Source organism: Streptococcus atopicus, assembly GCF_049166725.1.
Lineage (GTDB): Bacteria > Bacillota > Bacilli > Lactobacillales > Streptococcaceae > Streptococcus > Streptococcus hominis.
In genome coordinates this window covers 39,892-64,326 of sequence record NZ_JBMHFC010000011.1, presented here as the reverse complement: position 1 = coordinate 64,326, position 24,435 = coordinate 39,892, and the positions used below count along the sequence as shown (strand labels likewise).

The 24,435-nt window shown below is 35.2% G+C and carries 19 protein-coding genes and 3 pseudogenes; 19 read left to right on the top strand and 3 right to left on the bottom strand.

Annotation, left to right across the window (positions count from 1 at the left end; all coding sequences use genetic code 11):
* Positions 1 to 2: 2 nt before the first annotated feature.
* From cps4B to ACOMA9_RS07915, 13 genes are all read left to right on the top strand, one after another.
* Positions 3 to 734 carry a capsular polysaccharide biosynthesis protein Cps4B gene (gene cps4B, locus ACOMA9_RS07975; protein ID WP_003031248.1) on the top strand — a complete coding sequence of 244 codons (732 nt, stop codon included), beginning with the start codon at positions 3 to 5 and terminating at the stop codon, positions 732 to 734.
* Positions 735 to 742: 8 nt separating this feature from the next.
* Positions 743 to 1,438, top strand: coding sequence for a CspC family polysaccharide chain length determinant protein (locus ACOMA9_RS07970; RefSeq protein WP_003027746.1), 696 nt, complete (start codon positions 743 to 745; stop codon positions 1,436 to 1,438).
* Positions 1,439 to 1,450: 12 nt separating this feature from the next.
* Positions 1,451 to 2,146: a tyrosine-protein kinase gene (locus tag ACOMA9_RS07965; RefSeq protein ID WP_247905403.1), complete on the top strand. Its 696-nt coding sequence runs from the start codon at positions 1,451 to 1,453 to the stop codon at positions 2,144 to 2,146.
* Between the two features lie 22 nt (positions 2,147 to 2,168).
* Positions 2,169 to 3,542 (top strand): sugar transferase, encoded by a 1,374-nt coding sequence (locus tag ACOMA9_RS07960; RefSeq protein WP_421425154.1) that lies wholly within the window; start codon positions 2,169 to 2,171, stop codon positions 3,540 to 3,542.
* A 37-nt stretch (positions 3,543 to 3,579) separates the two neighbouring features.
* Positions 3,580 to 4,761 carry a beta 1-4 rhamnosyltransferase Cps2T gene (gene cps2T / locus ACOMA9_RS07955; RefSeq protein WP_421425152.1) on the top strand — a complete coding sequence of 394 codons (1,182 nt, stop codon included), beginning with the start codon at positions 3,580 to 3,582 and terminating at the stop codon, positions 4,759 to 4,761.
* Entirely contained in the window at positions 4,758 to 5,672 is a 915-nt protein-coding gene (locus ACOMA9_RS07950) for a glycosyltransferase (RefSeq protein ID WP_270207245.1), read from the top strand. Before cps2T ends, ACOMA9_RS07950 begins: the two co-directional genes overlap by 4 nt.
* A gap of 23 nt (positions 5,673 to 5,695) precedes the next feature.
* Positions 5,696 to 6,982, top strand: a complete 1,287-nt coding sequence (locus tag ACOMA9_RS07945; protein ID WP_421425150.1) for an O-antigen polymerase — start codon at positions 5,696 to 5,698, stop codon at positions 6,980 to 6,982.
* 16 nt (positions 6,983 to 6,998) lie between these two features.
* Positions 6,999 to 8,165 (top strand): glycosyltransferase family 4 protein, encoded by a 1,167-nt coding sequence (locus tag ACOMA9_RS07940; protein WP_022525206.1) that lies wholly within the window; start codon positions 6,999 to 7,001, stop codon positions 8,163 to 8,165.
* Positions 8,165 to 9,613 (top strand): flippase, encoded by a 1,449-nt coding sequence (locus ACOMA9_RS07935; RefSeq protein ID WP_151379800.1) that lies wholly within the window; start codon positions 8,165 to 8,167, stop codon positions 9,611 to 9,613. The genes ACOMA9_RS07940 and ACOMA9_RS07935 overlap by 1 nt, the downstream gene beginning before the upstream one ends.
* Positions 9,614 to 9,630: 17 nt before the next feature.
* Positions 9,631 to 10,641 (top strand): acyltransferase family protein, encoded by a 1,011-nt coding sequence (locus tag ACOMA9_RS07930; RefSeq protein ID WP_421425148.1) that lies wholly within the window; start codon positions 9,631 to 9,633, stop codon positions 10,639 to 10,641.
* A gap of 110 nt (positions 10,642 to 10,751) precedes the next feature.
* Entirely contained in the window at positions 10,752 to 11,708 is a 957-nt protein-coding gene (locus ACOMA9_RS07925) for a capsular polysaccharide synthesis protein (RefSeq protein ID WP_421425146.1), read from the top strand.
* 74 nt (positions 11,709 to 11,782) lie between these two features.
* Positions 11,783 to 12,604 carry a LicD family protein gene (locus ACOMA9_RS07920; RefSeq protein WP_411942450.1) on the top strand — a complete coding sequence of 274 codons (822 nt, stop codon included), beginning with the start codon at positions 11,783 to 11,785 and terminating at the stop codon, positions 12,602 to 12,604.
* A 29-nt stretch (positions 12,605 to 12,633) separates the two neighbouring features.
* A complete protein-coding gene (locus ACOMA9_RS07915) occupies positions 12,634 to 13,041 on the top strand; it encodes a serine O-acetyltransferase (protein ID WP_003027735.1) in 408 nt (135 codons plus the stop codon).
* A 500-nt stretch (positions 13,042 to 13,541) separates the two neighbouring features.
* Here the strand turns inward: ACOMA9_RS07915 and ACOMA9_RS07910 are convergent, their stop codons facing one another.
* Positions 13,542 to 14,774, bottom strand: a complete 1,233-nt coding sequence (locus ACOMA9_RS07910) for a nucleotide sugar dehydrogenase (RefSeq protein WP_421425144.1) — start codon at positions 14,772 to 14,774, stop codon at positions 13,542 to 13,544.
* A gap of 180 nt (positions 14,775 to 14,954) precedes the next feature.
* On the opposite strand from ACOMA9_RS07910, the gene ACOMA9_RS07905 reads away from it, so the two are divergent.
* From ACOMA9_RS07905 to ACOMA9_RS07895, 3 genes are read left to right on the top strand one after another with little or no spacing between them, the layout of a single operon-like run.
* Positions 14,955 to 16,829 (top strand): NTP transferase domain-containing protein, encoded by a 1,875-nt coding sequence (locus ACOMA9_RS07905; RefSeq protein ID WP_151379799.1) that lies wholly within the window; start codon positions 14,955 to 14,957, stop codon positions 16,827 to 16,829.
* Positions 16,813 to 17,736, top strand: coding sequence for a DMT family transporter (locus tag ACOMA9_RS07900; protein WP_247906486.1), 924 nt, complete (start codon positions 16,813 to 16,815; stop codon positions 17,734 to 17,736). The genes ACOMA9_RS07905 and ACOMA9_RS07900 overlap by 17 nt, the downstream gene beginning before the upstream one ends.
* Before the next feature lie 35 nt (positions 17,737 to 17,771).
* Entirely contained in the window at positions 17,772 to 18,476 is a 705-nt protein-coding gene (locus ACOMA9_RS07895) for a CTP--phosphocholine cytidylyltransferase (protein WP_037619460.1), read from the top strand.
* 57 nt (positions 18,477 to 18,533) lie between these two features.
* Here the strand turns inward: ACOMA9_RS07895 and ACOMA9_RS07890 are convergent.
* Positions 18,534 to 18,608, bottom strand: a pseudogene (locus ACOMA9_RS07890) (IS3 family transposase); the annotation flags it as partial.
* A 179-nt stretch (positions 18,609 to 18,787) separates the two neighbouring features.
* On the opposite strand from ACOMA9_RS07890, the gene ACOMA9_RS07885 reads away from it, so the two are divergent.
* Together ACOMA9_RS07885 and tnpA are read left to right on the top strand one after the other, a co-directional pair.
* Positions 18,788 to 20,068, top strand: coding sequence for a hypothetical protein (locus tag ACOMA9_RS07885; RefSeq protein ID WP_421425140.1), 1,281 nt, complete (start codon positions 18,788 to 18,790; stop codon positions 20,066 to 20,068).
* 260 nt (positions 20,069 to 20,328) lie between these two features.
* Positions 20,329 to 20,598 (top strand): annotated as a pseudogene (gene tnpA / locus ACOMA9_RS07880) (IS200/IS605 family transposase); the annotation flags it as partial.
* A gap of 577 nt (positions 20,599 to 21,175) precedes the next feature.
* On the opposite strand, the pseudogene ACOMA9_RS07875 reads toward tnpA, so the two are convergent.
* A pseudogene (locus ACOMA9_RS07875) lies at positions 21,176 to 21,712 on the bottom strand (histidine phosphatase family protein).
* Positions 21,713 to 21,863: 151 nt separating this feature from the next.
* On the opposite strand from ACOMA9_RS07875, the gene ACOMA9_RS07870 reads away from it, so the two are divergent.
* Entirely contained in the window at positions 21,864 to 24,425 is a 2,562-nt protein-coding gene (locus ACOMA9_RS07870) for an SSURE domain-containing protein (protein WP_421425138.1), read from the top strand.
* The last annotated feature ends 10 nt before the right edge of the window (positions 24,426 to 24,435 follow it).

The following is a 24,435-nucleotide window of genomic DNA, read 5'->3' as shown; positions in this document are numbered from 1 at the left end:
GATTGATTGATATTCATTCGCATATTGTATTTGATGTGGACGACGGTCCCAAGACACGTCAAGACACGCGAGAGCTTTTGACGGAAAGTTATCGCCAAGGAGTTCGAACGATTATTTCAACGTCTCATCGTAGAAAGGGAATGTTTGAAACTCCTGAAGAAAAAATCGCGGCAAACTTTCATGAGGTTCAGCAAATCGCTAAAGAAGTAGCAGACGATCTCACTATTTTGTATGGGGCTGAAATTTATTATACCAGCGATATTTTAGAAAAACTCGATAAGAAAATCATCCCAACTTTAGGCGGAACGAGTTATGCTTTAATTGAATTTAGTATGACAACTCCGTACAGAGAAATCCACAGCGCTTTAAACAATGTGCTCCGTTTAGGAATTACACCAGTTGTAGCTCATATTGAGCGTTATCATTGCTTGGAGAATGAGACGAAAAAAGTGCAGGATTTGATTAATATGGGTTGTTATATGCAAATCAACAGCTCCAGCGTCCTCAAACCGAAGTTATTTGGTGAAAAATATAAATTCATGAAGAAGCGGGCACAATTCTTTATGGAACAGGATTTAGTGCACTTTGTGGCGAGTGATATGCACAATTTAGGTCCACGACCTCCTTATATGCAAGAAGCGTACCAAATCATCTCTAAAAAGTATGGCAAAGCATATGCTGATGCACTATTTCGCGAAAATCAAGAAATATTATTAAAAGATGAATTAATTTAGGAGAAGAAATGAAAAATCAAGATAATCAGACGGTTGAAATTGATGTTCTATCATTAGTTAAGACCTTGTGGAGACGAAAATTTCTCATCGTTGTGACAGCTTTTGTAATAGCTATTATCGCTTTAGGATATAGCACCTTTATTATAAAACCTACCTACACTAGTTCTACAAGGATTTATGTAGTAAATCGGCAACCCGGTGATAATTCCACATTGACAAACCAAGATTTGCAAGCTGGGTCCTACTTGGTAAAAGACTATAAGGAAATTATTTTATCGCAAGATGTATTAGCTAAAGTGATTTCTGACTTGAAATTAAATATGCAGCCAAGTGCACTAGCTAAAAAGATCACAGTTACTGTTCCGACCGATACACGTATTGTCTCAATAGCTGTTTCAGATGGCGATGCAAAAGAAGCTGCTCGTATTGCCAATAGTCTTCGTCAAGTTGCGGCTGAAAAAATTATAGCTGTTACAAAAGTAGCAGATGTAACAACGTTAGAAGAAGCAGAAATTCCAAATGCTCCGTCTTCACCAAATATTAGACGCAATACCTTGATTGGTTTTCTTGCAGGCGGGGTTTTAATCTCAGTTGTGATTCTTGTCGTTGAAGTGTTAGATGACCGAGTGAAAAAGCCAGAAGATGTGGAAGAAGCGCTGGGAATTACTCTTCTTGGAGTTGTGCCAAATATGAATAAACTATAAGAGGGGAAAACAATGCCGAGTTTAGAATTAGCTAAAAATAAAGAAAAAACAATAAAGAAAACAGAAGAATACTACAATGCCTTAAGAACCAATATTCAACTTAGTGGGGATAATATTAAGGTCATTGCTGTCACTTCTGTACAGTCTGGTGAAGGGAAGTCAACGACTTCTACAAATCTAGCCATTGCTTTTGCGCGTTCAGGCTATAATACTTTACTAATTGACGCAGATATTCGTAACTCTGTCATGTCAGGGATTTTTAAAACGCGTGATAAAATCACAGGTTTAACAGATTATCTAGCTGGTGCGACAGATTTGTCCAATGGTTTATGCGAAACAAATATTGACAATCTATTTGTGATTGAAGCTGGACAGGTCTCACCCAATCCAACAGCTTTATTGCAAAGTAAAAACTTTGGAATCATGATTGATATTCTCAGAAACCATTATGATTATATCGTTGTTGATACCCCACCGATTGGACTGGTCATTGATGCGGCTATCATTGCTCAAAAATGTGATGCTAGCGTTTTAGTCGTTGGGTCAGGAAATGTAAAACGGAAAACATTGCAAAAGGCAAAAGAACAATTAGAACAAACCGGGACGCCATTTTTGGGAGTTATTCTAAATAAATATGATATACAGTTAGAAAAATATGGCTCTTACGGAAATTATGGCAATTACGGAAATTACGGAAAGAAAAAGTAGAGATTAGCATTTAGGAGTAGGGATGTTTGAAAATAGAAATGAGTTGCAAAAAACAGGAATTGCTTTTATTCAACTAATTGCAGTTTTTGTTGTGATTACGATCATAAATTTAATTTCAAACTTTAGTCTAACTAATAAAGATATTGTGATGTTAATGTTGCTACATATTGTTGCTTTTTATATTAGCAATTATAACTATCATTTTTTTCAACGTGGCTATTTAATTGAATTTACCGAGACAATGAAATACAGTGTTTTTTATGCAGTCATTATCACATTTTCTTCTTTTATGTTGGGAGGCAACTTTTCATTATCCCGTAGCAATCTCATCTTTTTTATCATGTTGAATGCTTTGGGTGTTTATTGCATTAATCTATTGATCAAGCAATATTATGCACAAGTACATCCAAGATTAAAAAGTAGTAAAAAAGTACTCATCATTACGGTTTCCAATCGTTTAGACAGAATTTTAGAGCAATTAACCGAAGCGCGCACATTTAATGAATGTATAGTAGCAATCTCAGTATTTGATAACTCGCGTTACCAACATCCGACAATCCAAACGATACCAAGAGAACGTCTCATCGAATTTGCAACTCGCTCTGTTGTAGATGAAGTTTTTATTAGCTTGCCGAGCGATTACTATTCCATTGAAGATTTGGTTGTTCAGTTTGAGAATATGGGAATCACCGTTAATGTGAATATTAACGCCTTGGATTTTCAAATTGGTGAGAAGAAGCTTCAAGAAATTGCTGGTTTTAGCGTGGTCACTTTTTCAACAAATTTCTACAATTATAGCCACATCATTGCCAAAAGAGTTTTGGATGTCATTGGTTCTCTCTTTGGACTTCTTATATGTGGAATTGCAGCTATTTTCCTAGTTCCAATGATTCGTAAGGATGGTGGACCAGCAATTTTTGTTCAAGAACGTGTTGGAAAGAACGGTCGGATTTTTAAATTTTACAAATTTCGCTCTATGTACGTAGATGCCGAGGAGCGCAAAAAAGAGCTGATGGCACATAATACCATGAGTGGCGGGATGTTCAAAATGGATGATGACCCACGGATTACACCTATTGGAAAATTCATTCGGAAAACCAGTCTAGATGAACTACCGCAGTTTTATAATGTCCTCAAAGGCGATATGAGCCTTGTCGGAACACGACCACCAACCAAAGACGAATATGAGCAATACACACCAGAGCAAAAGCGGCGATTGAGCTTTAAACCAGGAATCACTGGCTTATGGCAAATCAGCGGTCGTAGTAGCATTACGGATTTTAACGAAGTCGTCAAACTGGATGTCGCTTATATTGACGGTTGGACCATTTGGTCAGATATTAAAATCTTACTCAAAACAATTAAAGTTGTACTAATGAAAGACGGAGCGAAGTAGTTCTACTTCCTCCTCTCTATTTATGATGGAAGAGAGAATGGGAAAAACAGTTTATATTATCGGTTCTAAAGGAATACCAGCTAAATATGGCGGATTTGAAACTTTTGCAGAGAAATTAACAGAGTTTCAAAAGGATAAAGACATTCAATATTATGTCGCTTGTATGCGTGAAAACTCAGCTAAGTCTGGAATCACAGAGGATGTTTTTGAACATAATGGTGCCACATGCTTTAACATTGATGTTCCGAATATTGGACCGGCTCGTGCAATCGCTTATGATATTGCTGCTCTCAACAAGGCAATTGAAATAGCAAAGAAAAACAAGGACGAAGCACCTATATTTTATATTCTAGCTTGCCGAATTGGTCCATTTATTTCAACTATAAAAAGAAAAATCAAAGCTTTTGGGGGCACTTTGATGGTTAATCCAGATGGACATGAGTGGCTGCGAGCTAAATGGAGTTTACCTGTTCGTAAATATTGGAAATATTCTGAGCGACTTATGGTGAAGCACGCAGACCTTTTGATTTGTGATAGTAAGAATATCGAAAAGTATATCCAAACGGATTATACTCATTATCAACCAAATACAACTTATATTGCTTATGGGACTGACATAACTAGATCACAACTGACATCCTCAGATGAAAAAGTGCGTTCTTGGTATGATGAAAAAGGTGTTCGTGAGAATGAATATTATCTTGTAGTTGGACGTTTCGTCCCAGAAAATAATTATGAATCCATAATTCGTGGCTTTATGAAGTCTAACTCTAAGAAAGATTTTGTCTTGATTACCAATGTTGAGCAAAATAAGTTTTATGAGAAACTGCGTCAAGAGACTGGTTTTGACAAAGATCCACGTGTCAAGTTTGTTGGGACGGTTTATGACCAAGAGTTGCTCAAGTATATCCGTGAGCATGCTTTTGCTTATCTCCATGGACATGAAGTAGGTGGCACTAATCCATCACTACTCGAAGCTCTTTCTTCCACTAAGTTAAATCTTTTGTTAGATGTTGGGTTCAATCGTGAAGTAGGTGAAGCTGGAGCGGTTTATTGGAGAAAAGATGAGCTTACGCGTGTGATTGAAGAAGTGGAACGATTTGATGAAGATGCCGTTTCTGAATTGGACGAGAAATCTAGCCAAAGAATTGCGAATGCTTTTACGTGGGAAAAGATTGTTAAAAGCTATGAGAGAATATTCACAAAGGAGAAGAAATGACAACAGTGCTTGTAATGATGTCAACTTATAATGGCGAGAAGTTTTTACAAGAGCAAGTTGATAGCATTTTAAACCAAGAGGACTGTGAAGTTCGATTATTGATAAGAGATGATGGTTCAAAAGATAGCACTATCAAAATATTGGAAGATTATAGCAATAAAGATTCTCGAGTTTCTTGGTATACAGGAGAAAATTTAAGGTCTGCAAAATCATTCATGCATTTATTGATTCACTGTGAAAAATTTTACGATTATTATGCCTTCGCAGATCAGGACGATGTGTGGGATGTAGACAAACTCAGTGTAGCTATTGAAAGTCTCGAGCAACAGGGTGGTCCAGCTATATATTGTAGTAACTCTATGTTGGTCGATAAGGAATTAAAAGGTGACGGAGAGTATTTGTATAAGCATGTTCCTAAATTCACTCTTAGTAGAGTGCTGATTGCTGGGCATATTCAAGGGGCTACCATGGTTTTGAATAGGGCTTTTGCTAATTATTTTGAACATAAAGAAATTCCAAATTATATTCCAATGCACGATTATTATGTTTCGGCAGTATGTTTAGCAGTTGGCGGAAAAATCTTTTATGATTCTGATAGCCATATGAAGTATAGACAGCATGGAAATAATGTTTTTGGAATTGATACCTCTTTTTTAGGGAAAGTTAAGAGAAATTTAAATACAGTTTTTCAAACAAATGACTTCTTTGACTTGCAGAGATTTAGTCAAGAACTTATAATTTTAAACCAAGCTTCCCTAGACAGTGATTCAAAAACTTTACTGAATTTGGCGAAGGATTATAAAAAAAGTTTCACAAACCGACTTAAATTGGCTTTTTACAAAGGATTAAGTTTTGGACGACTAAATCAAGCTATTAGTTTTAGGTTAGCTATTCTCTTGGGAAGATTATAAATATAGATGATGGAGATGGATAGATGTCACTAGTGCAGATAGGAATTGCTTTCTGTTTTATTGTTGCTCTAGTAGCGATGAGGGAAGAGAGAACGGTCATTAACCCTCTTTCTGTTTTTTGTTTTGTTTGGATGGCAGTTTTGTTTTTCTCGACAAATACAACGAGATTAGATTATCCTCAGAATGAAACTATAGGATGGATTATAATAGGTGTTGTTGCATATACTTTAGGTTATATCTTTCAAAGAATCTTGAAAATTCGTTTTACTTTTGGGAGTTGGGCTACATTAAGAGATCAAGTAGCCATTCCTAGATACAAACTATTATTGTTTTGTGCCAGTGTGTGCATGTTGTTTTTTTTAAGAGATTTGATACTAGTTTTTTTGAATGGTGGGAGTTTTAATTTACGGTATATTCAACAGTTTCTGCGTTCAAGTGACTACACTATCGTGAGTAATCCCATTGAAAATACAATAAATTTATTATTTATCCAGCCGATTGCCTTTGCATTACCAGCTATTTGTGCAGTAGATATCTTTTATGGAGAAAAAAATAAGCGCTTAATAACGATAACGGTTCTGATGCTTCTTTTTAAAATGATGTCTACAGCCAATAGAAGTGGCTTCTTATTGTTATTCATATATATATTGATAGTAGGATTGATATTTATTAGAAATAGTCGTTCTTTGAGTTTTAAAAATAATAGATTATTGAAAAGGTATAAATATTTGTTGCTTGCTATCGTAATCATAGCTAGTTTAGTACTTGTTATCACAACAATATCACGCGGAGTTGATTTGTCAACCAATATCTATTTAAATTTAGCCATTCCACCTAGAATGTTTGAAATTTGGAGTAAAACAGTTCAAGAAGTAGAGCTACATGGCTATGGTGAGGCCTCATTGATGGGCTTTCTTTTCCCCATTAAGTATATCTTTAACAATATTTTGAAAATATGGGGTGCGACCAATATAAACGCTGTTTATAATATGATTCAACTGACGGATGTTCAATGGGTTTGGCCAGGTCCGAAAATTACGGCAAATGCTTATGTTTCTATGTTTTGGAATTTATACACGGATTTCCGTTATGGCGGTATCCTAGTCGGTAGTTTCTTATATGGAACAATCTCTGCGCAAAGTTTCTGGACTGCCATAAGAACTAATAATCCAAGAATGCTTAGCGTATTTTGTCTCATATTGTACTCAGTATTATATTCTTTTGTTCGTTTCCAATTTTCAGATAGTAGATTTGTATTGGCTATTATATTTATAAGTTTTTTTGCTTATAAAAAAGACTATAAATTATAAGTTGTTTAGGAGAGAAATGAAAGTATTATTTATTGAAAATGCAGGGCACAAGACAGCAGGTGCTTTTAGGAGTTTGGTATCCCTTGCTATTATGTTGAAAAAGCATGGTGTTGAGGCACACGTAGCTTTACCTAAAACGGCAGACGGAGTCTCTTTGTTAGAGGAAAATCATATTCCGTTTATTCAATTGCAAAGCTGTGCATACTCTAGAATGATGTTAGCAGAACCAAGTCTTATTGAGCAAATAAAGATGCCTGTAAAGGATCTTATATTGAAATTTTCTGCTAGAAAAATCGCAAAATATTTGAAAGACAATCAGATAGATATAGTTCATGATAATACTTCGGTTAGTTATATAGGTATGTACGCTGCTAAGTATGCCAAAGTGAAGCATGTTTGGCATATCAGAGAATTCATGGAGGAAGATTTCAATCGAAGATTTTGGAGGAGAACAGCATATTTGCAATTGATGAATAAGTCAGATGCAATTGTTGCAGTTTCTCAGGCTGTTTATGACAAATATAAAGATGAGATAGATAATAATAAGTTTAGCTTGATTTACAATGGTATAGATATTGAAAAGTTTCTCAATACAGATAGAGAGATTTTTAAATCAAATCCCATTAGTGTTCTATGTGTTGGACGCATTAGTCCAGGTAAAGGTCAAGAATTACTTATTAGAGCGGCTGGTCGTTTAAAAACAGAGTATGATAAGTCTATTACACTAAATTTAGCAGGTTCCTATCAAGAAACTCAATATAATCAGATATTGGATCTTGCTCGTTCTTACGGCATCGAAAAGTATGTGAATCTTTTAGGTCAATGTGATGATATGAGTGAAGTCTATAGCAGGAACGATGTGTTTTGTATGGCTTCGAAATGCGAGGCATTCGGCAGAGTCACCATAGAAGCAATGTTAGCAGGTTGTGCAGCACTTGGAAGTAATAGTGGTGGAACGGCAGAAATCCTAACAACGGAGACCGGACTGACTTTTTGTCCAAATGATGAAGCGGACTTGGCAAAAAAACTGAACTATATTATTGAAAATCAATCCTTAATGAAAGTAAAAGCAAAAAATGGTCAAGAATTTGCAATGAAGAATTTCACTTCTAAAAAAAATGCAGAGGAAATTTATCATCTGTACTGCAAGTTATTAGATAATTGTGAGGAAAAAACTAATTAATGTCGAATGTTAAGAAAAATTTTGCATACCAAAGTATATATCAAGTTGCAAACATCATCCTACCTTTGGTTACTTCCCCTTATGTAGCACGTGTTTTAGGAGCAAAGGGAGTAGGGGTTTACTCTTATACTTATGCTATTGCCTACTATTTTTCATTAGTTGCACTACTTGGAATTGCTAATCACGGTAATCGAGTAATAGCGGGTGTTCGCGATAATAAAAAAAAGTTAACTAAAACATTTTCTGAGTTGTTATTAGTTCATTGTATTATTGCCTTTATGGCTGTTGTAGCTTATTATATCTATTTTCTTTTTTTTGTAAAAGAGGATTATTTGTCAGCCTTTATCCAAGGGATATGGGTACTGGCATCATTCTTTGATGTCAGTTGGTTCTTTTTTGGATTAGAAAAATTTAAGCTGACAGTGACAATTAATTTAATTGTCAAGTTTGTGACTACAATATGTGTTTTTCTTTTTGTTCATCAACCACAGGATATTTGGCTTTACTGTCTTATTATGGCAGCTGGTTCCTTATTCAGTCAACTTGCCTTATGGCCATATATTCGGCAATATTTTAATCTTAGACTAGTAACATGGCAAGGTATGAGAACCCATATTATGCCATTACTTACCTTGTTTATTCCAGCGATAGCAGTTAGTTTGTATAAGTATATGGATAAGATTATGTTAGGATTGCTGACGACTAAAGCACAAGTTGGTTTTTTTGAAAATGCTGAACGTGCAATCAATATTCCAATTAGTGTAATAGCTTCTTTTGGGACGGTAATGCTTCCTAAAATGTCTAATCTTGTCACTAAAGGAGATACGGAACGTGAGAGGCATTACATAGGTCTTTCTATGGAATTCATAATGTGCCTTACCAGTGCTATGTCTTTTGGGATATTTGCAGTGGCTCACAATTTTGCGGTTGTGTTTTGGGGGGATGAGTTCATTGCTTCGGGGAATCTCATTCAAGCTCTATCGATATCCATTATCTTTGTAGCTTTTGCTAATATTATTAGGATGCAATATCTGATTCCTAAAAGATTAGATGTTCCTTATATCATTTCTATTTTTGCAGGAGCGGTTATTAATTTAGTAACAAATGCCCTATTAATTAGCAGATTTGCAGCATTAGGTGCGGCTGTAGGAACTGCTGTTGCTGAATTTACTGTCTGTGCTGTCCAGGCATTCTATGTTAGAAAGCAGTTAGACATTAAACAATATATTTCAAAAACACTCCTATTCTGTGCTTTTGGTTTATTGATGGCCACTATTGTCTCTCTGGTCGGAGAATTTATTCCAAGCAGAACAGTTGGCTTATTGATGCAGATTATTGTTGGAGCGGTTGTTTACTCTATCTGTTCCTTGTTTTATTTTCGGAAAACTCAAAATAAATATATTAGGTCCTTTATTGAAAAAGTGGGGAAAAGATTTTTAAAAAGTTAAGAGGAATTTTGATAGCAATGAGCAATATTTCTAAAAAGAAGGAAAAGTTTAGATTAGATTACATAGATATTTGCAAGGGTTTCGGTATTCTTTTGATGGTTTTAGGACACATTCCTGTCTCTAAAACACCAATGATTTTGATTTATTCTTTTCATATGCCCTTATTTTTTATTTTGTCGGGCTTGTTAGTGAAGTCAGAGGGTAATTCATTAACATTCACCTCTATCAAAAGGAAATTTCAAAAATTGTTAATTCCTTATGCTTTTTTCTTTGTACCAGCTTATGTCTTATGGTTTATAGAATTAAAGCCCCAAACATTGAATCATGCTATGAAGCCACTAGTTGCTGCTATGTGGGACAATACGAATAACATGCCTATTGCTGGTGCGTTATGGTTTTTACCCTCGTTATTGTGGTGCAGCTTGCTATTTGCAATTATTCATCAAAAGCATAAGAATCCGTATGTAATTGCCATTCAAGTAATGCCTTTTGTGCTTTTTGGTTTTTTTATGGAAGTTCATTATAAAGGAGTTTTACCTTGGGCTTTTGGGATTTCAAGCATAGGCTTGCTGTTCTATTTTTATGGTTACCTATTAAAACATTATTTACAGCTTCTATCTGATAAATATAGTTTGTTTTTGCTTTTGCTTTCCTGTTTAACTGCACCATTAATACTGTCTAATGGTTTGGTTAGCATGCGTACAGGAACCTTTCATAATATTTTTCTATTTATTTACGGTTCTGTCTTATTTGGAACAACTGTAATTGTATTTTCCTATAAGTTGAGCAATAGTTTCCTGAATCAAACCTTTGTGATAAAGTTAGTAAAACAGATAGGTGAGGGGTCTATTGTTTATCTCTGCTTAAATGAAATATTTATAAATATCTATAAAGCAATTTTTAATAAATTGGGCTTGTCTTCGCAACTGATTTTATTGTTCGCTTTTGCAGGTACAATAATCTCACTATTTATATGTGAGAGAATTTTTATGAAGACCAAATTAAAAGTAGTTTTAGGAAAAAAATAAGAATAGCACAAGTGGTTACAGTCCAAAATCTATTTTGCAAGAAGCTGATAATATTTTAGATTACTTGGTAGAAAAGATTGTCGTTATTCAATATGGAAAGGAATTTTTTTATGAGCGTTTTTGCAAAATTGATAAAGACAAAAGGTGGAGATATTCTAAAAGATTTAATCAGATCAAGAGTTCTTTTTAGGACGATAGCTCTTTTACCGTTGGTTGGTTTTTCAAAAAAATCTTTAGAAATAGTTCGTCTAAATAATAGTAATGTGGTTCTTTCAAGATTGAGAAGGAAATATAGGTTAACTATTAAAAAATTTAGGGAAGAAAATCAGTATTCACTTGTGTATCATCAACGACATAGAAGTTCTTCCAAAAAGATATGGATTTGTTGGTTTCAAGGTTTAAATGATGCACCCCATGTAGTTCAAGAGTGTATTGCTTCGGTACGAAAACATCTGGTTGATAGAGAAGTGGTTGTTTTAACAGATGAAAATTACCACCAGTATGTAACTTTTCCAGACTATATAACAGAAAAAATAGAACAGGGGTCTATTTTAAAGGCGCACCTTTCAGATTTATTAAGATTGGAATTGCTAACCAAATATGGTGGAACTTGGATTGATGGGACAGTATTTTGTTCGAGTTCAGACATTCCTTCCTATATGCTAGATTCTGATTTATTTTTATTTCAAAACTTAAAACCTGGTCTTGATGGGCAAGTCTTGGCAATCTCCAATTGGTTTATTACTGCTAGCTATTCTAATCATCCTCTTTTGAATATAACAAAAGATTTGCTTTATGATTATTGGAGGAATCATAATAGTGCCATTGATTATTTTATTTTTCATCACTTCTTTCAAATAGCAATTGAAGAGTTTCCTGAATACTGGAATCAAGTAGTTCCTTTCAACAACTCAACTCCTCATATTTTACAGTTGCGTATGTTTGAGGAGTACGATGAAAAAATATATCGTGCGATTATTGAGCAAACACCATTTCATAAGTTAACTTATAAATTTGAAGACGAAAAGTTGGAAATACCGAACACCTATTATAAAAACTTATTTTGACAAAAATGATAATAGCTATTTTGGAATTGTTAGCAAGAATAGAATCTTATTAAGATATTATCGGGAGGGATGATATGAAAGAACTAACTACTCGAGAGATGCAAGAAGTATCGTTGGAGATTTTACACACGATTGCTAGTATTTGTGAAAAGCAACATTTTCGCTATGCTTTGATTTACGGGACTTTAATTGGTGCAGTTAGACATAAAGGATATATTCCTTGGGATGATGATGTTGATATCATGATGCCACGACCAGATTATGATCGCCTATTACATTATTTGAAGGAAAACATAGCTGATTATCCACATTTAAAAGTATTTAATCGTGAAGAGTGCCTAGAATATCCGTATATGATTACTCGAATCAGTGATCAAAGATATCGAATTAAGATGGAAAATGAGAAATCGTTCGGATTGGGAGTTTTTATCGATATATATCCTTATGACGGATTGGGAGATACTAAACAGGAAGCGGTTGCCTTTGGCATGAAGGGGGATCGTTTATCCTCGTTTTGCTACCAAGCGACTAGGGAACATTTTGCTATTGAAACGACAACATCAACTGTTAGGAAGGTTATTAAATATCCAGTTTATCTTTTCTCTAAAATGATTGGGAAAAATTACTTTCAAAATCAATTAGATAAGTTAGCGAGAGTTAAAAATTATGACAACAGTAAATTTGTTGGTTGTGTGATTTGGCTGTCATGGGGAGAAAAAGATATCTTTCCGCGTGAGTGGTTTGATGAGACTATTTTGGTTCCTTTTGAGAAATATGAATTTAGAATTCCTAAAGAGTTTGATAAGGTTCTTCGGCATGAATATGGAGATTATATGACCTTACCTCCAGAAAAGGATAGAGTAGGGCATCACTATTTTAAAGCTTATAAAAAATGATGGTTTACTAGGCAAAGAAAGAAGAAATTATGAGATTATTTTATTTTATATATAATTGGAGTAGGAAATTAAAGGGTGGAGTTTTTCTACTTAGAGTTTTGTATGGTTTTGAGTGTCCACGTAAAGCTAAAATAGGGAAAAATGTAAATTTTGAACATCGTGGGTTAGGAACAGTTGTAAGTAGCAATGCTATAATTGAAGACAATGTGACTATACAACATCATGTAACATTAGGGATTAAAGATGTTGATGATAGAATTATCATAGGTGAGAACTGCTTTATAGGGGCTCATGCATTTATTTTAGGAAATGTGAAAATTGGTGCTAATTCTAAGATTGGAGCAGGAACCATGGTTTTACATGATGTTCCAGCGGGCAGTACAGTGGTTAATCCTGTGGAACTAAAAGTACTAAATTCAAAAGCAATCATTCGTTAATAGAGTAAATTTAAAATCGGCTATTTAGAACAGTTTTTAAGTAGATAAGAATAGTAAGTTAAATAGAAGATAATAAGTAACTTACTACTCCATCAAAGTTTTTGTTCGGTCCTTTCTTGAAAATGAAAAAGGAGTTATTATTAGGTTTCGTAATGATAACGAAGTTTATTGAGCATTGGGGAATTCTTTGAATCAGCTTTCTAAGAATTTAGAGGCTGTTTCACTGTGTGTGAATAAAAGAGTGATCATGAACTTCCACTTATTCTTTTGCGGGAATTTCCAGTGATTTTTCATAGCACGATATTCAATAGAATTCTTGTCAAAGATTTTCACAATGATAATTCTGTGGTATTCTTAAGTTGTTCTATATGAATCCTTTTAATGATGGTTTAGGCACTTTTCATTATAAGTCATATAGGGCTTTTTTTATACACTCAAAAAGCTCCATAACTCCTCATGGATCTATCCACTACAGTAATTACAGAGCTTTATAAATTTAATCAATCTCTCTTAAAGATATCTCTGGTGTAAACTTTTTCTTTTACATCTTCTAAGGTTTCATCAAAACGATTGGCAATAATCACTTGACTAAGGTCTTTAAATCTTTTAAAATCATTGACTATCTGACTGCCAAAGAAAGTAACACCATCCTCAAGCGTCGGTTCATAAATAATAATTGTAACTCCTTTAGCTTTTAAACGTTTCATAACCCCCTGAATAGAGGATTGTCTAAAATTATCTGAGTCGCTTTTCATTGTCAAACGGTAAACACCTACCGTAATCTCTCGTTCCTTAGCTGGCTCATAGGATTCATTACCAACATAAGCTCCTGCAAGCTCTAAAATTCGATCTGCAATATAATCTTTTCTTGTACGATTGCTTTGTACAATCGCTGTCATCATATCCTGAGGAATGTCAGAATAGTTTGCAAGAAGTTGCTTGGTATCTTTCGGAAGGCAATAACCACCATAGCCAAAAGAAGGATTGTTGTAATGGTCACCAATACGAGGGTCTAAACTCACCCCCTTAATAATCGCTTGAGTGTCCAAATTCTTCATCTCAGAATAGGTATCTAACTCATTGAAATAAGATACACGCAGGGCAAGATAAGTATTCGCAAAAAGCTTTACCGCTTCAGCTTCTGTAAAGCCCATATACAATGTCTCAATATCCTTCTTTAAAGCGCCTTCCTGAAGCAAAACCGCAAAAGTTTTAGCAGCACTTATCAAACGCTCATTGCTTTTATCTGTTCCTAAAATAATTCGACTTGGGTACAAGTTATCATAAAGTGCTTTTGACTCACGCAAAAATTCAGGACTAAATAAGATGTTTTCAGTCTGAAATTTTTTCCTTGCTGACTCGGTATAGCCCACAGGAACGGTACTTTTAATCACCATGATGGCCTCAGGGTTGTATTTTAGCACTGTTTTAATGACAGACTCTACAGCAGATGTATCAAAAAAATTCTTTTTTGGATCATAATTCGTCGGAGCTGCAATGACCACAAAGTCTGCATTCTGATAAGCTTTTTCTGCATTTAATGTAGCCAAAAGGTTCAATTCTTTTTCTGCCAGATATTTCTCTATATAATCATCTTGGATAGGTGACTGTTTCTGATTGATCAATTCAACCTTCTTAGGAATGATATCCACTGCTACTACTTGATGATGCTGAGCTAACAAAACTGCGATAGATAAACCAACATAACCTGTACCTGCTACTGCTATTTTCATATAAGTATCCTCTCCATTTGCTTAATCAATTATAATTATACATTATTTATAAGAAAAAAAATAGTTTGCTGGTCAACATCACTTTAGGATTTTTGATTATTTAGATTTTCAAGTTATTGACAAGCGTAAAAAATTAGAGTACAATCATATTGTTCAAAAAATGAACGAAGGAGGTGCGCCATGAATGACTTGTTTACTGTTTTATACGAACTTAATCAAAATAGATACTTGTCTCAACGAGAAATATCAGATAAAACTAATATTTCTCTAGGAAAAATTAACAATATCCTTAAATTATTAGAAGAAGAAAACTACTTGTTAATCGAAAAGAGAAAAAAGAATATTTATCATTTGACTGAAGCTGGCTTACAGCTATTGGAACGTTTCTTAAGAGAAGAACAGCAAAAAAAAATTTCATTGAGCAATGATAAAAAAGTTATCACGAATGCTGTCATCCTATTAGCTGGACAAGCACAAGAAATTAATATTCCTGTTGGATTATTACCTCTAGATAATGAAACCATTTTAGATAGAAGTATTCAATTATTGATTTCATCAGGTATTACCAATATCGTATTAGTTGTAGGTTTTGCCAAAGAAATGCTAATTCCGATTGAAAAAAAATATCCTCAGATACACATAGTTATTAATCAACAATTTAAAACGACCGGAACAATGGCCTCTTTAGCAAAAGCAAAATCCTTTATAAATGATGATTTTTTACTGATTGAAGGAGATCTAGTATTTGAAGAACGTGGCTTGACACGACTTCTTCATTCTAACGATACTAGCAGTATTTTAATTACTAGTGTCCGAGAAAATTATGATGAAGCTATGGTTGAAATTCAAGGAGAACAAATTTCTAAGATAAGCAAAGATATCCATCAATTTAATCATATTGATGGAGAGATGATTGGAATGTCTAAATTCTCTTTTCCTTTTTTTGAAAAAATGTTAACTATTTTTTCAAAAAATGAAAATCCTCTTGTTAATTATGAGTATATCATGATGGATGTTGCTAGAGATTATCGTTTAGGATATGTCCGCGTAGATGATTTTATCTGGGGAGAAATTGATGATCAATCACAGATAAAATCTGTCACACAAATCATTTACCCACGCATTCTTCAAAAAGAAAAACGATTAGAAATTGACACTGTTCGCACGTTCATAAAAGATAAACTAGATGTTACAGATAAAGATATTGATTTATTAGAAAGTGCCGGTGGCATGACCAATAAAAATTATAAGGTCATTCTAAATGGACAATCCTTTATCGTCCGAATTGCTGGAAATGGGACTGATCGCTTTATTGATCGTACAGCTGAAAAAGAAAACAGCATCATTGCTCAAATTTTGGGACTTGATGTCGAGACAACTTATTTTGATGCTGAGACAGGAACTAAAATTAGTCAATTTATCACAGGTGCAGAAACACTGAATCCAGTGACAGCGGCTTATCCTAAAAATATGAAATTAACAACTAATTTACTGAGAAAACTACATCACTCTGGTTTGGAGTTCAGCAATGAATTTAATGTATTTAGAGAAATTGAAAAATATGAGCATTTAGCAGATGAAATGGCTGCCACTTATTATGAAGGATACCAGGTCTTACGACCTCTCGTTTTATCCTTGGAAAAAGATTTATTAAAAATGGGAATTGAAAAAAAACCATGCCATATTGATACTGTACCAGAAAATTTTGTTAAAGATAATCAAGGAAAACCTTTTTTAATTGACTGGGAATACTCTGGAATGAATGACCCTGTATGGGACTTAGCGAACCATAGTATTGAATGTAATTTTACAAATGCTCAGGAGCAACAGTTACTAGAAACTTACTATCAAACCAAAGAACTTCCTCCACTGATTGAATTAAAAGTTCTTGCTTATAAAATTTGTTCTGATTTTGTCTGGTCAGCTTGGACAATTTTTAAAGAAAGTAGAGGTGATAACTTTGGTAGTTATGGAAAAGACCGTCTGGAGCGCGCTTGGAAAAATATGACCTTGTATCAAGAAAAAAGAGAGGATTATCATGAACTCTTATCGTAAAGGAATTTTCAGTGGTTTATTATCGGGACTACTATGGGGAGCAGATACAGCCTTTAATGGATGGGTGTTACTCGCCGTTCCATTTTCATTGGTTGACAAACGTTTAGTGGCTGCATCGTTACTTCTAGCTTTTTTCCATGATCTATTTTCTGCTTTATATTTAACAATTTTGCAGGGTATAAAAGGTGAACTACGAACGACTATTTCAAAATTCAAACTCAAAAGTGCTTTATTTGTAATGTTTGCTGCTTTATTTGGCGGTCCTATTGGCATGCGTGCTTATTTATATGCCATTGATACAATTGGAGCTGGATATACTGCAAGTATCTCCGCTCTATATCCAGTTGTGGCTGCCGTTTTAGGAGCTCTATTTTTAAAGGATTATTTAACCAAAAAAGGGTGGATAGGACTGCTTCTATCTGTACTAGCTATCAGTATATTAGGATATTCTCAGCTTAACTCTTTAAATGAACAAGCAGTTTGGGGTTTCATCGCGGCCTGTATTTGTGCTGGTGGTTGGGCATCAGAAAGCGTTATTTGCGCCTATGGTATGAAAGATGATATTACTCCAAAAGAAGCACTGTTCATACGGCAATGGGTATCCAGTATCGTTTACTTTTTCTTTATCGTTTTTGAAGGACATGCTTTGTTTAATTTTTACAGCGTATTAAGTCGTCCTATTACTTTTCCTATCATCGCTTTAGCGCTTATCGGTACTACATCCTACCTTTTCTACTATCAAGCTATTGATACAATCGGACCTGTCAAAGCAACCGGAATGAATGTCACCTACTCCATCTGGGCTATTATTTTTAGTATTTTCCTAATTGGTGGACATTTTGACTTAAAATTGATTTTATGCAGTATCATGATTATCATCGGTACTCTTTTCATCTCAAAAGAGTGAACCATAACATTATATAAATCAGAAAGTAGGTTACTATGAGAGCTATTATTTTAGCTGCTGGCATGGGAACTCGTCTCCGACCAATTACTCTAACGACTCCCAAATCTTTAATCAAGATAGGAGACGAAACCTTGATTGAACGACAAATCCATTTCTTACGAGAAAAAGGCATAGATGAAATTATTATTGTTACAGGTCACTTAGCCGAAAAATTTGAATTTTTAAAAGATAAATATCAAGTAACTTTAGTACATAATGACAAATATGCTATTTATAATAATTTTTATACAATGTATTTAGTCAAACAGTATCTATCAAATACTTATGTTATTGATGCCGATAATTATTTAGTTGATAATTTTTTGTCAAACAATCTAGAAACTTCTACTTATTTTTCTGCTTATAAAACAAATTTTAAGCAAGAATGGGTTCTTCACACCAATAGTGATTCTTTTGTGACAGATATCACTATTGAAGATGGAGAAGGACCTATTATGTGCGGAGTTTCTTATTGGAATTCTACAGATGGTGCTTTATTACAAGAAGCAATTGAAAAAAAATTTGAGTTAGGAAATTATGCAGATATTTATTGGGATAATATCGTTCTAGAGCAGCTCCCTAACCTAAACGTTAAAATCCAATCCATTTCTCATAACAGCATTTTCGAAATCGACAGCCTAGAAGATTTGCAACATCTACATAATGTATTAGGATACTCCCAATATCAAAGTGATAAGTAACGAATTCTTACAGAAAAAGAAGCAGAAAACTGTGTGCTGACTCCAAAATAATTGTTGAAAGGATTTAGTTTTGTATTGAACAGGACTCAATCCTTTTAATTTTGTTTTGATTCGCTTGTGATTGTAAGAATCAGCCTTAAAATAATAGTCATCATCGAAAAGCATCCTCATTACCAAACAACTATAGATTTGATTAAAAATTCTCGTCTTAGCTAAATATAATTTTTACATATAACTTACAAAAAATGCAAAAAACAAATTGAAACACATGATATAATAAATTATATTATAAATTCAAAGGAAATGTTACTATGTCTAAAATGAAAAAAGCTACACTTATCATTGGTGGAGTCGGCTTAGCATTTTTAATGTCTGCAACTCCTGTATCAGCAATCACATCTTCAAACACTTCAAAGTTGTTGCAACATAAACAAAACAACATAAACAAAGATATCACTATCAAAGTTTGGAAAACAGAAGATGAAGTTAAGTCTGGAAAGCCTTTATTTACTTATAGAACAACATTCAAAGGACAATTAGGGCAAAATTATATCACTGAAATTTTAAAAAATATGAAAGGTGATATTTTATCCAAAAAATTGATACGAACTTATGGATATAATGAAGAAACTAAAGATTTCCACTTTTTTCTTGCTGACCTAGGTGGTTTAAATATTGGTGATAATGAGCGTACCCCTTATAAAATTGAAATAAAAACAAATAAGGACGGTACAAAATATCAAGAAGTGAGTTATACCACCCCTACAACATCCCCTCACTATTATTATACAGATAAAACAGGGAAAGAAGTAAGCGGCAAAACTATAGTCTCTCCAGACGATGCTATTTATGATACCTATCTTAATAAAAAACCCGTTCTCTTAACCAAGGATAGCAATCTTGTGGAACCAACTTCAGTTCTAAAAGAAAATCAACAAAAAACTTTCAATCTTAAGCGCGGGAAAGACTTTTCAATCTATTTAGGGTATGGAAAAGATGTTCAAATAGACTGGGAGCAAGTTCGAAAACAGCTACCAGAAGGCTTAACAGTAAAAGTTACGAAAAATGGTGGTGGTTCACAAATAACCGGTTCTCCTAAAAAAATAGGAAACTACACTGTTCCAATTACTCTAAGATTACCTAAAAAAAATAAAGTTACCGAAAATACTATTGTCAAACTCGTTTTCAATATTCAAGGGAAAAAGAATAGTTGGGAACGGGATGCTAAAGGTGATTGGTTCTATTACAAAGCAGATGGCACTCTAGCGAAAAATCAATGGATTGACAATACCTATTGGGTCGGGCAAGATGGTAAAATGGCTAGAAACACTTGGGTTGACAACGGAAAATACTATGTAGGAGCTGATGGTAAATGGGTGAAAGACGCTCATAAACCTGGTTGGCATAAGGATGCCAAAGGTGATTGGTTCTACTACAAAGCAGACGGCACTCCAGCAAAAAACCAATGGATTGACAATACCTATTGGGTCGGGCAAGATGGTAAAATGGCTAGAAACGCTTGGGTAGACAATGGAAAATACTATGTAGGCGCCGACGGTAAATGGATTCCTAACCATCTTAAAAGATCTTAATAATATTAAATAAGATTTACTTTTTTTGCAATATCATAAGCATTCCCTTAGTAGTATTGGTACTTTGTCAATTGTAATGAGTGGATTATAATGAAACCTTAGAGAGAATCAATCTGATTCTCTCTTTTTGTCTTGCGAAAACCACTAGCATAGCTAGTGGTTCCGTGGAGCCTCCAGCGAGGTAATAAAAATCCCTCCCCAAATGATAAGTATAGAAGTGGTTTCCCCACCACCCCATCAGATCATAAAGGAGGTACCTCATGAGAGAGGATAATGAAAGTTTATCACATAATCGTTGGAATTGTAGTTATCATATCGTTTTCGCACCCAAATATAGTCGCTAAATTATATATGGCAGATACAAGTCCAGTATCGGCAAGATTATTTGTGATTTGTGTGAGCGTAAGGGAGTGACGATTCATGAAGCGAATGTAGGTTCGGATCATATTTACATGTTAGTGAGTATTCCTCCGAAACTCAGAGTTGCAAGTTGTATGGGTTATTTAAACGGTAAGAGCAGTCTCATAATTTGATGTTCAAAACGATGAGAATTTTAGTTGATTTTCTTTCTCTATATTTTTCCGATAGGGAGTTATCTTCTCATCCGGAAAACAGAACATGAAACAATTTATTATTCAACGTCATCTTTGAAGATACTTAAAGGAAAGAAAATGTTGTATCGGCAACGATTGTTGTATTTGGTAGATAGTTGGGTGGTTAAGCAAGGAGTTCATTATTTATGTTATCGGTTGGTGGAGACAGGGGATTTTTATTACTTTATCTAGCAACCTCATACGAACTTATTACGATTAAATGGTGAGTCACCGCAAGACTTTATTCGAGACAGAACCAAGGCTTACATTCGGAACTTAGCCAAAAATTCAGTTACGAGTTTGGAAGGGAGCGGTTTTGAGAATCAAGAGCGGCCCAAAGGAGAGCAAGAACCATTTTCATGGAAGAAACGAACGCGAAAGAAACTGTATAAGAGCTTGAAGTGATTTGGAAAATCATTTGTCAAATAAAAATTCCTAAACTAAATAGGAATAGTTTAGGAGTTTCACTAGTGAAAAAATCATTTGTGACTGATAGATAAAGTTGATTTGAATCTTACTGCAAGTATACTTTTTCATCTTTTAATATCAAAATAGCGGGCATGGACAGTTGTTTCCAAAAATCATAATGGATTTGTCCATCAAAATAGCTGAGCAGGATACAAATCAGATTGCCGTGAGAACTGATGATGATGTGTTCATCTTGGTGATTTTCTTCTAATTCTTGTAGAAATGATAGAGCTCGATTTTGAGCTATGAGATTTGATTCGCCGCTCGGAAGAGAACTGTCAGGATTTTGCTAAAGTTGCTTGAGTGTAGTTTCAAATGTTTGGTCGGAAACCGGCTGACTGCTTAGCTTTCGTTCAATCAATCGCTTATCCAGTTGAATCGGAAGTCCAAAAGTTAGTGCCAAAGGCTCAATCGTTTCAATTGCTCGTTGGTAAGGACTAGAATAAATAGCAGAGATTGGCTTATTCTCTAATATTTTTAATTGTGAGAGGGAAGTGAGTCCCTTTTGTGACAAAGGGCGTGTCCATTCGTCAGGTGTGTAAGTTGAGTGCGCGTGACGGACAAAATAATAAATGTTGTTCATGTAATCTAGTATATCACAACATGTGAAAATTCTATAAATAAGCAAGAAATAATGCTTATTTAAGAAAAACTTTAACTTTGTCTTACGGATAGTTAATAAGAGCTTGGTAAACTTTAATCAACCATTAAAGATAATCAAAGGAGTAAATAATATGGTTGACAAAAATCATCGTTCAAATAATGAAAAATATACAAAATGGTCTATCCGTCGGTTAAGTGTAGGTGTTGCTTCCGTAGTTGTGGCAAGTGGATTCTTTATTCTCATTAGTAATCCTGTAAATGCACAAGTTGGTACGCAAAACAAGGTGGTCACGACAGCCCCGTCAAATAGTCCGACAGACTCTGGTAAATCCATACTTGATTCGAAAGTAGGGCAAACAGAAAGCTCGTCAGCTGAAAAGAAAGAAATACCAAGTACAACGAAGCCCTCACAAGATTTGTCTGGCAAAACAACTCAAACACCAGATAAAAAGGTGCAAGAAAAACAAGAAGTTACAAAAGAAAATAAAGTAGGCAAATCCGTTGCAGAAGCTACGAAAAAAATCCAAAAGGCGACAGAAACGGTTGTAAAAGAAGTAGCTCCAAAAGCGCAAGAAGATTCAACTCTTGCTCAAGCTAAGCAATCTGTAGCGGATAACATCAAAGGTAGTACCGATGTACCAGCTTCCTTCTTACAAAACGCTAACCACCCCGGTCCCTTTACAGCAGGCGTGAATGAAGTCATTCCGTACGAACTCTTCGGTGGTGATGGTATGTTAACCCGTCTCTTGTTGAAATCCTCAGACGGTGCACCGTGGTCAGATAACGGCACGGCAAAACACGCTGGCTTACTACCCTTTGCCAACATTCCAAAAGGCAAATATTTCTACCAAGTATCACTCAATGGTAATGCGGCCGGCAAACAAGGTAAAGCGCTCTTGGATCAATTGAAAGCCAACGGTACGCACAGCTATACTGCAACAGTCACAGTTTACGGTGCAACAAAAGATGGCAAGGCTGATTTGAACAATGTTATCGCAACACGTCAAGTAAATCTGAATTTGAATGGTCAAAAAGCGCAAGAAGATCCATCTCTTGCTCAAGCTAAGCAATCTGTAGCGGATAATATCAAGGGCGGTACAGATGTTCCGGCTTCCTTCCTAGCCAATGCGAACCACCCTGGTCCCTTTACAGCGGGGGTGAATGAAGTCATTCCGTACGAACTCTTCGGTGGTGATGGTATGTTAACACGTCTCTTGTTGAAATCCTCAGACGGTGCACCGTGGTCAGATAACGGCACGGCAAAACACGCTGGCTTACTACCCTTTGCCAACATTCCAAAAGGTAAATACTTTTACCAAGTGTCACTCAATGGTAATGCGGCAGGTAAACAAGGTAAGGCGCTTTTAGACCAACTGAAGGCCAACGGCACTCATACTTACACTGCGACTGTTAAGGTTTACGGTGCAACAAAAGATGGTAAGGCAGACTTGAACAATGTTATCGCAACACGTCAAGTAAATCTGAATTTGAATGGTCAAAAAGCACAAGAAGATCCATCTCTTGCTCAAGCTAAGCAATCTGTAGCGGATAACATCAAAGGTAGTACCGATGTACCAGCTTCCTTCTTACAAAACGCTAACCACCCCGGTCCCTTTACAGCAGGCGTGAATGAAGTTATTCCGTACGAACTCTTCGGTGGTGACGGTATGTTAACCCGTCTCTTGTTGAAATCTTCAAATGGCGCCCCATGGTCAGATAACGGCACGGCAAAACACGCTGGCTTACTACCCTTTGCCAACATTCCAAAAGGTAAATATTTTTATCAAGTGTCACTCAATGGCAATGCAGCAGGTAAACAAGGCAAAGCTCTTTTAGATCAACTAAAAGCGAATGGAACACACAGCTATACCGCAACGGTAACGGTTTATGGTGCAACCAAAGATGGTAAAGCAGACTTGAACAATGTCATCGCAACACGTCAAGTGAACTTGAATCTGAACGGCACTACGACTGCTGACCAAGTGAAAAAATCCGTAGCAGATAACATCAAAGATAAAATTGATGTTCCTGCAAGTTATTTAACAAATGCAGTCTATCCAGGACCATTTACAGCTGGTGTCAACCAAGTCATTCCGTACGAACTCTTCGGTGGTGATGGTATGTTAACCCGTCTCTTGTTGAAATCCTCAGATGGCGCACCGTGGTCAGATAATGGTAAAGAAAACCATGCAGGTCTCCTACCACTTGCAGGTCTAGACAAAGGCAAATATTTCTATCAAGTTTCATTAGATGGCAATGTGGCGGGTAAGCAAGATAAAGCTTTGTTAGAACAATTGAAAGCTAATGGAACGCATTCTTATAAAGCAACAGTCACAGTTTATGGTGAAAAAGATGGCAAAGCAGACTTAAGCAATGTCATTGCGACGAAATCTGTGACCATTAACCTAAAAGGTGAAAAGAAAGCGGACTCTAATGGGCAATCTCAACAAGATCAAAATGGTCAGGCACAAAGCCAAGGTAAAAAAGCAGATCATGACGGAAGCAAACATTCAAATAAAGGTGGCACACCTTCTGCAACAACTTCAAAAGGTGGACAAGCTAGGGCAAGTAAAAAATCGCTTCCTAATACAGGTCAAAAATCTTCTCTTGCTTTAACAGTTTTAGGACTTCTTGGCCTAAGTGCAGCAGCTATTTTAGCACTTGTTGGCATGAAACGCAGAGAAAAGAAGTAATTCTCGCATT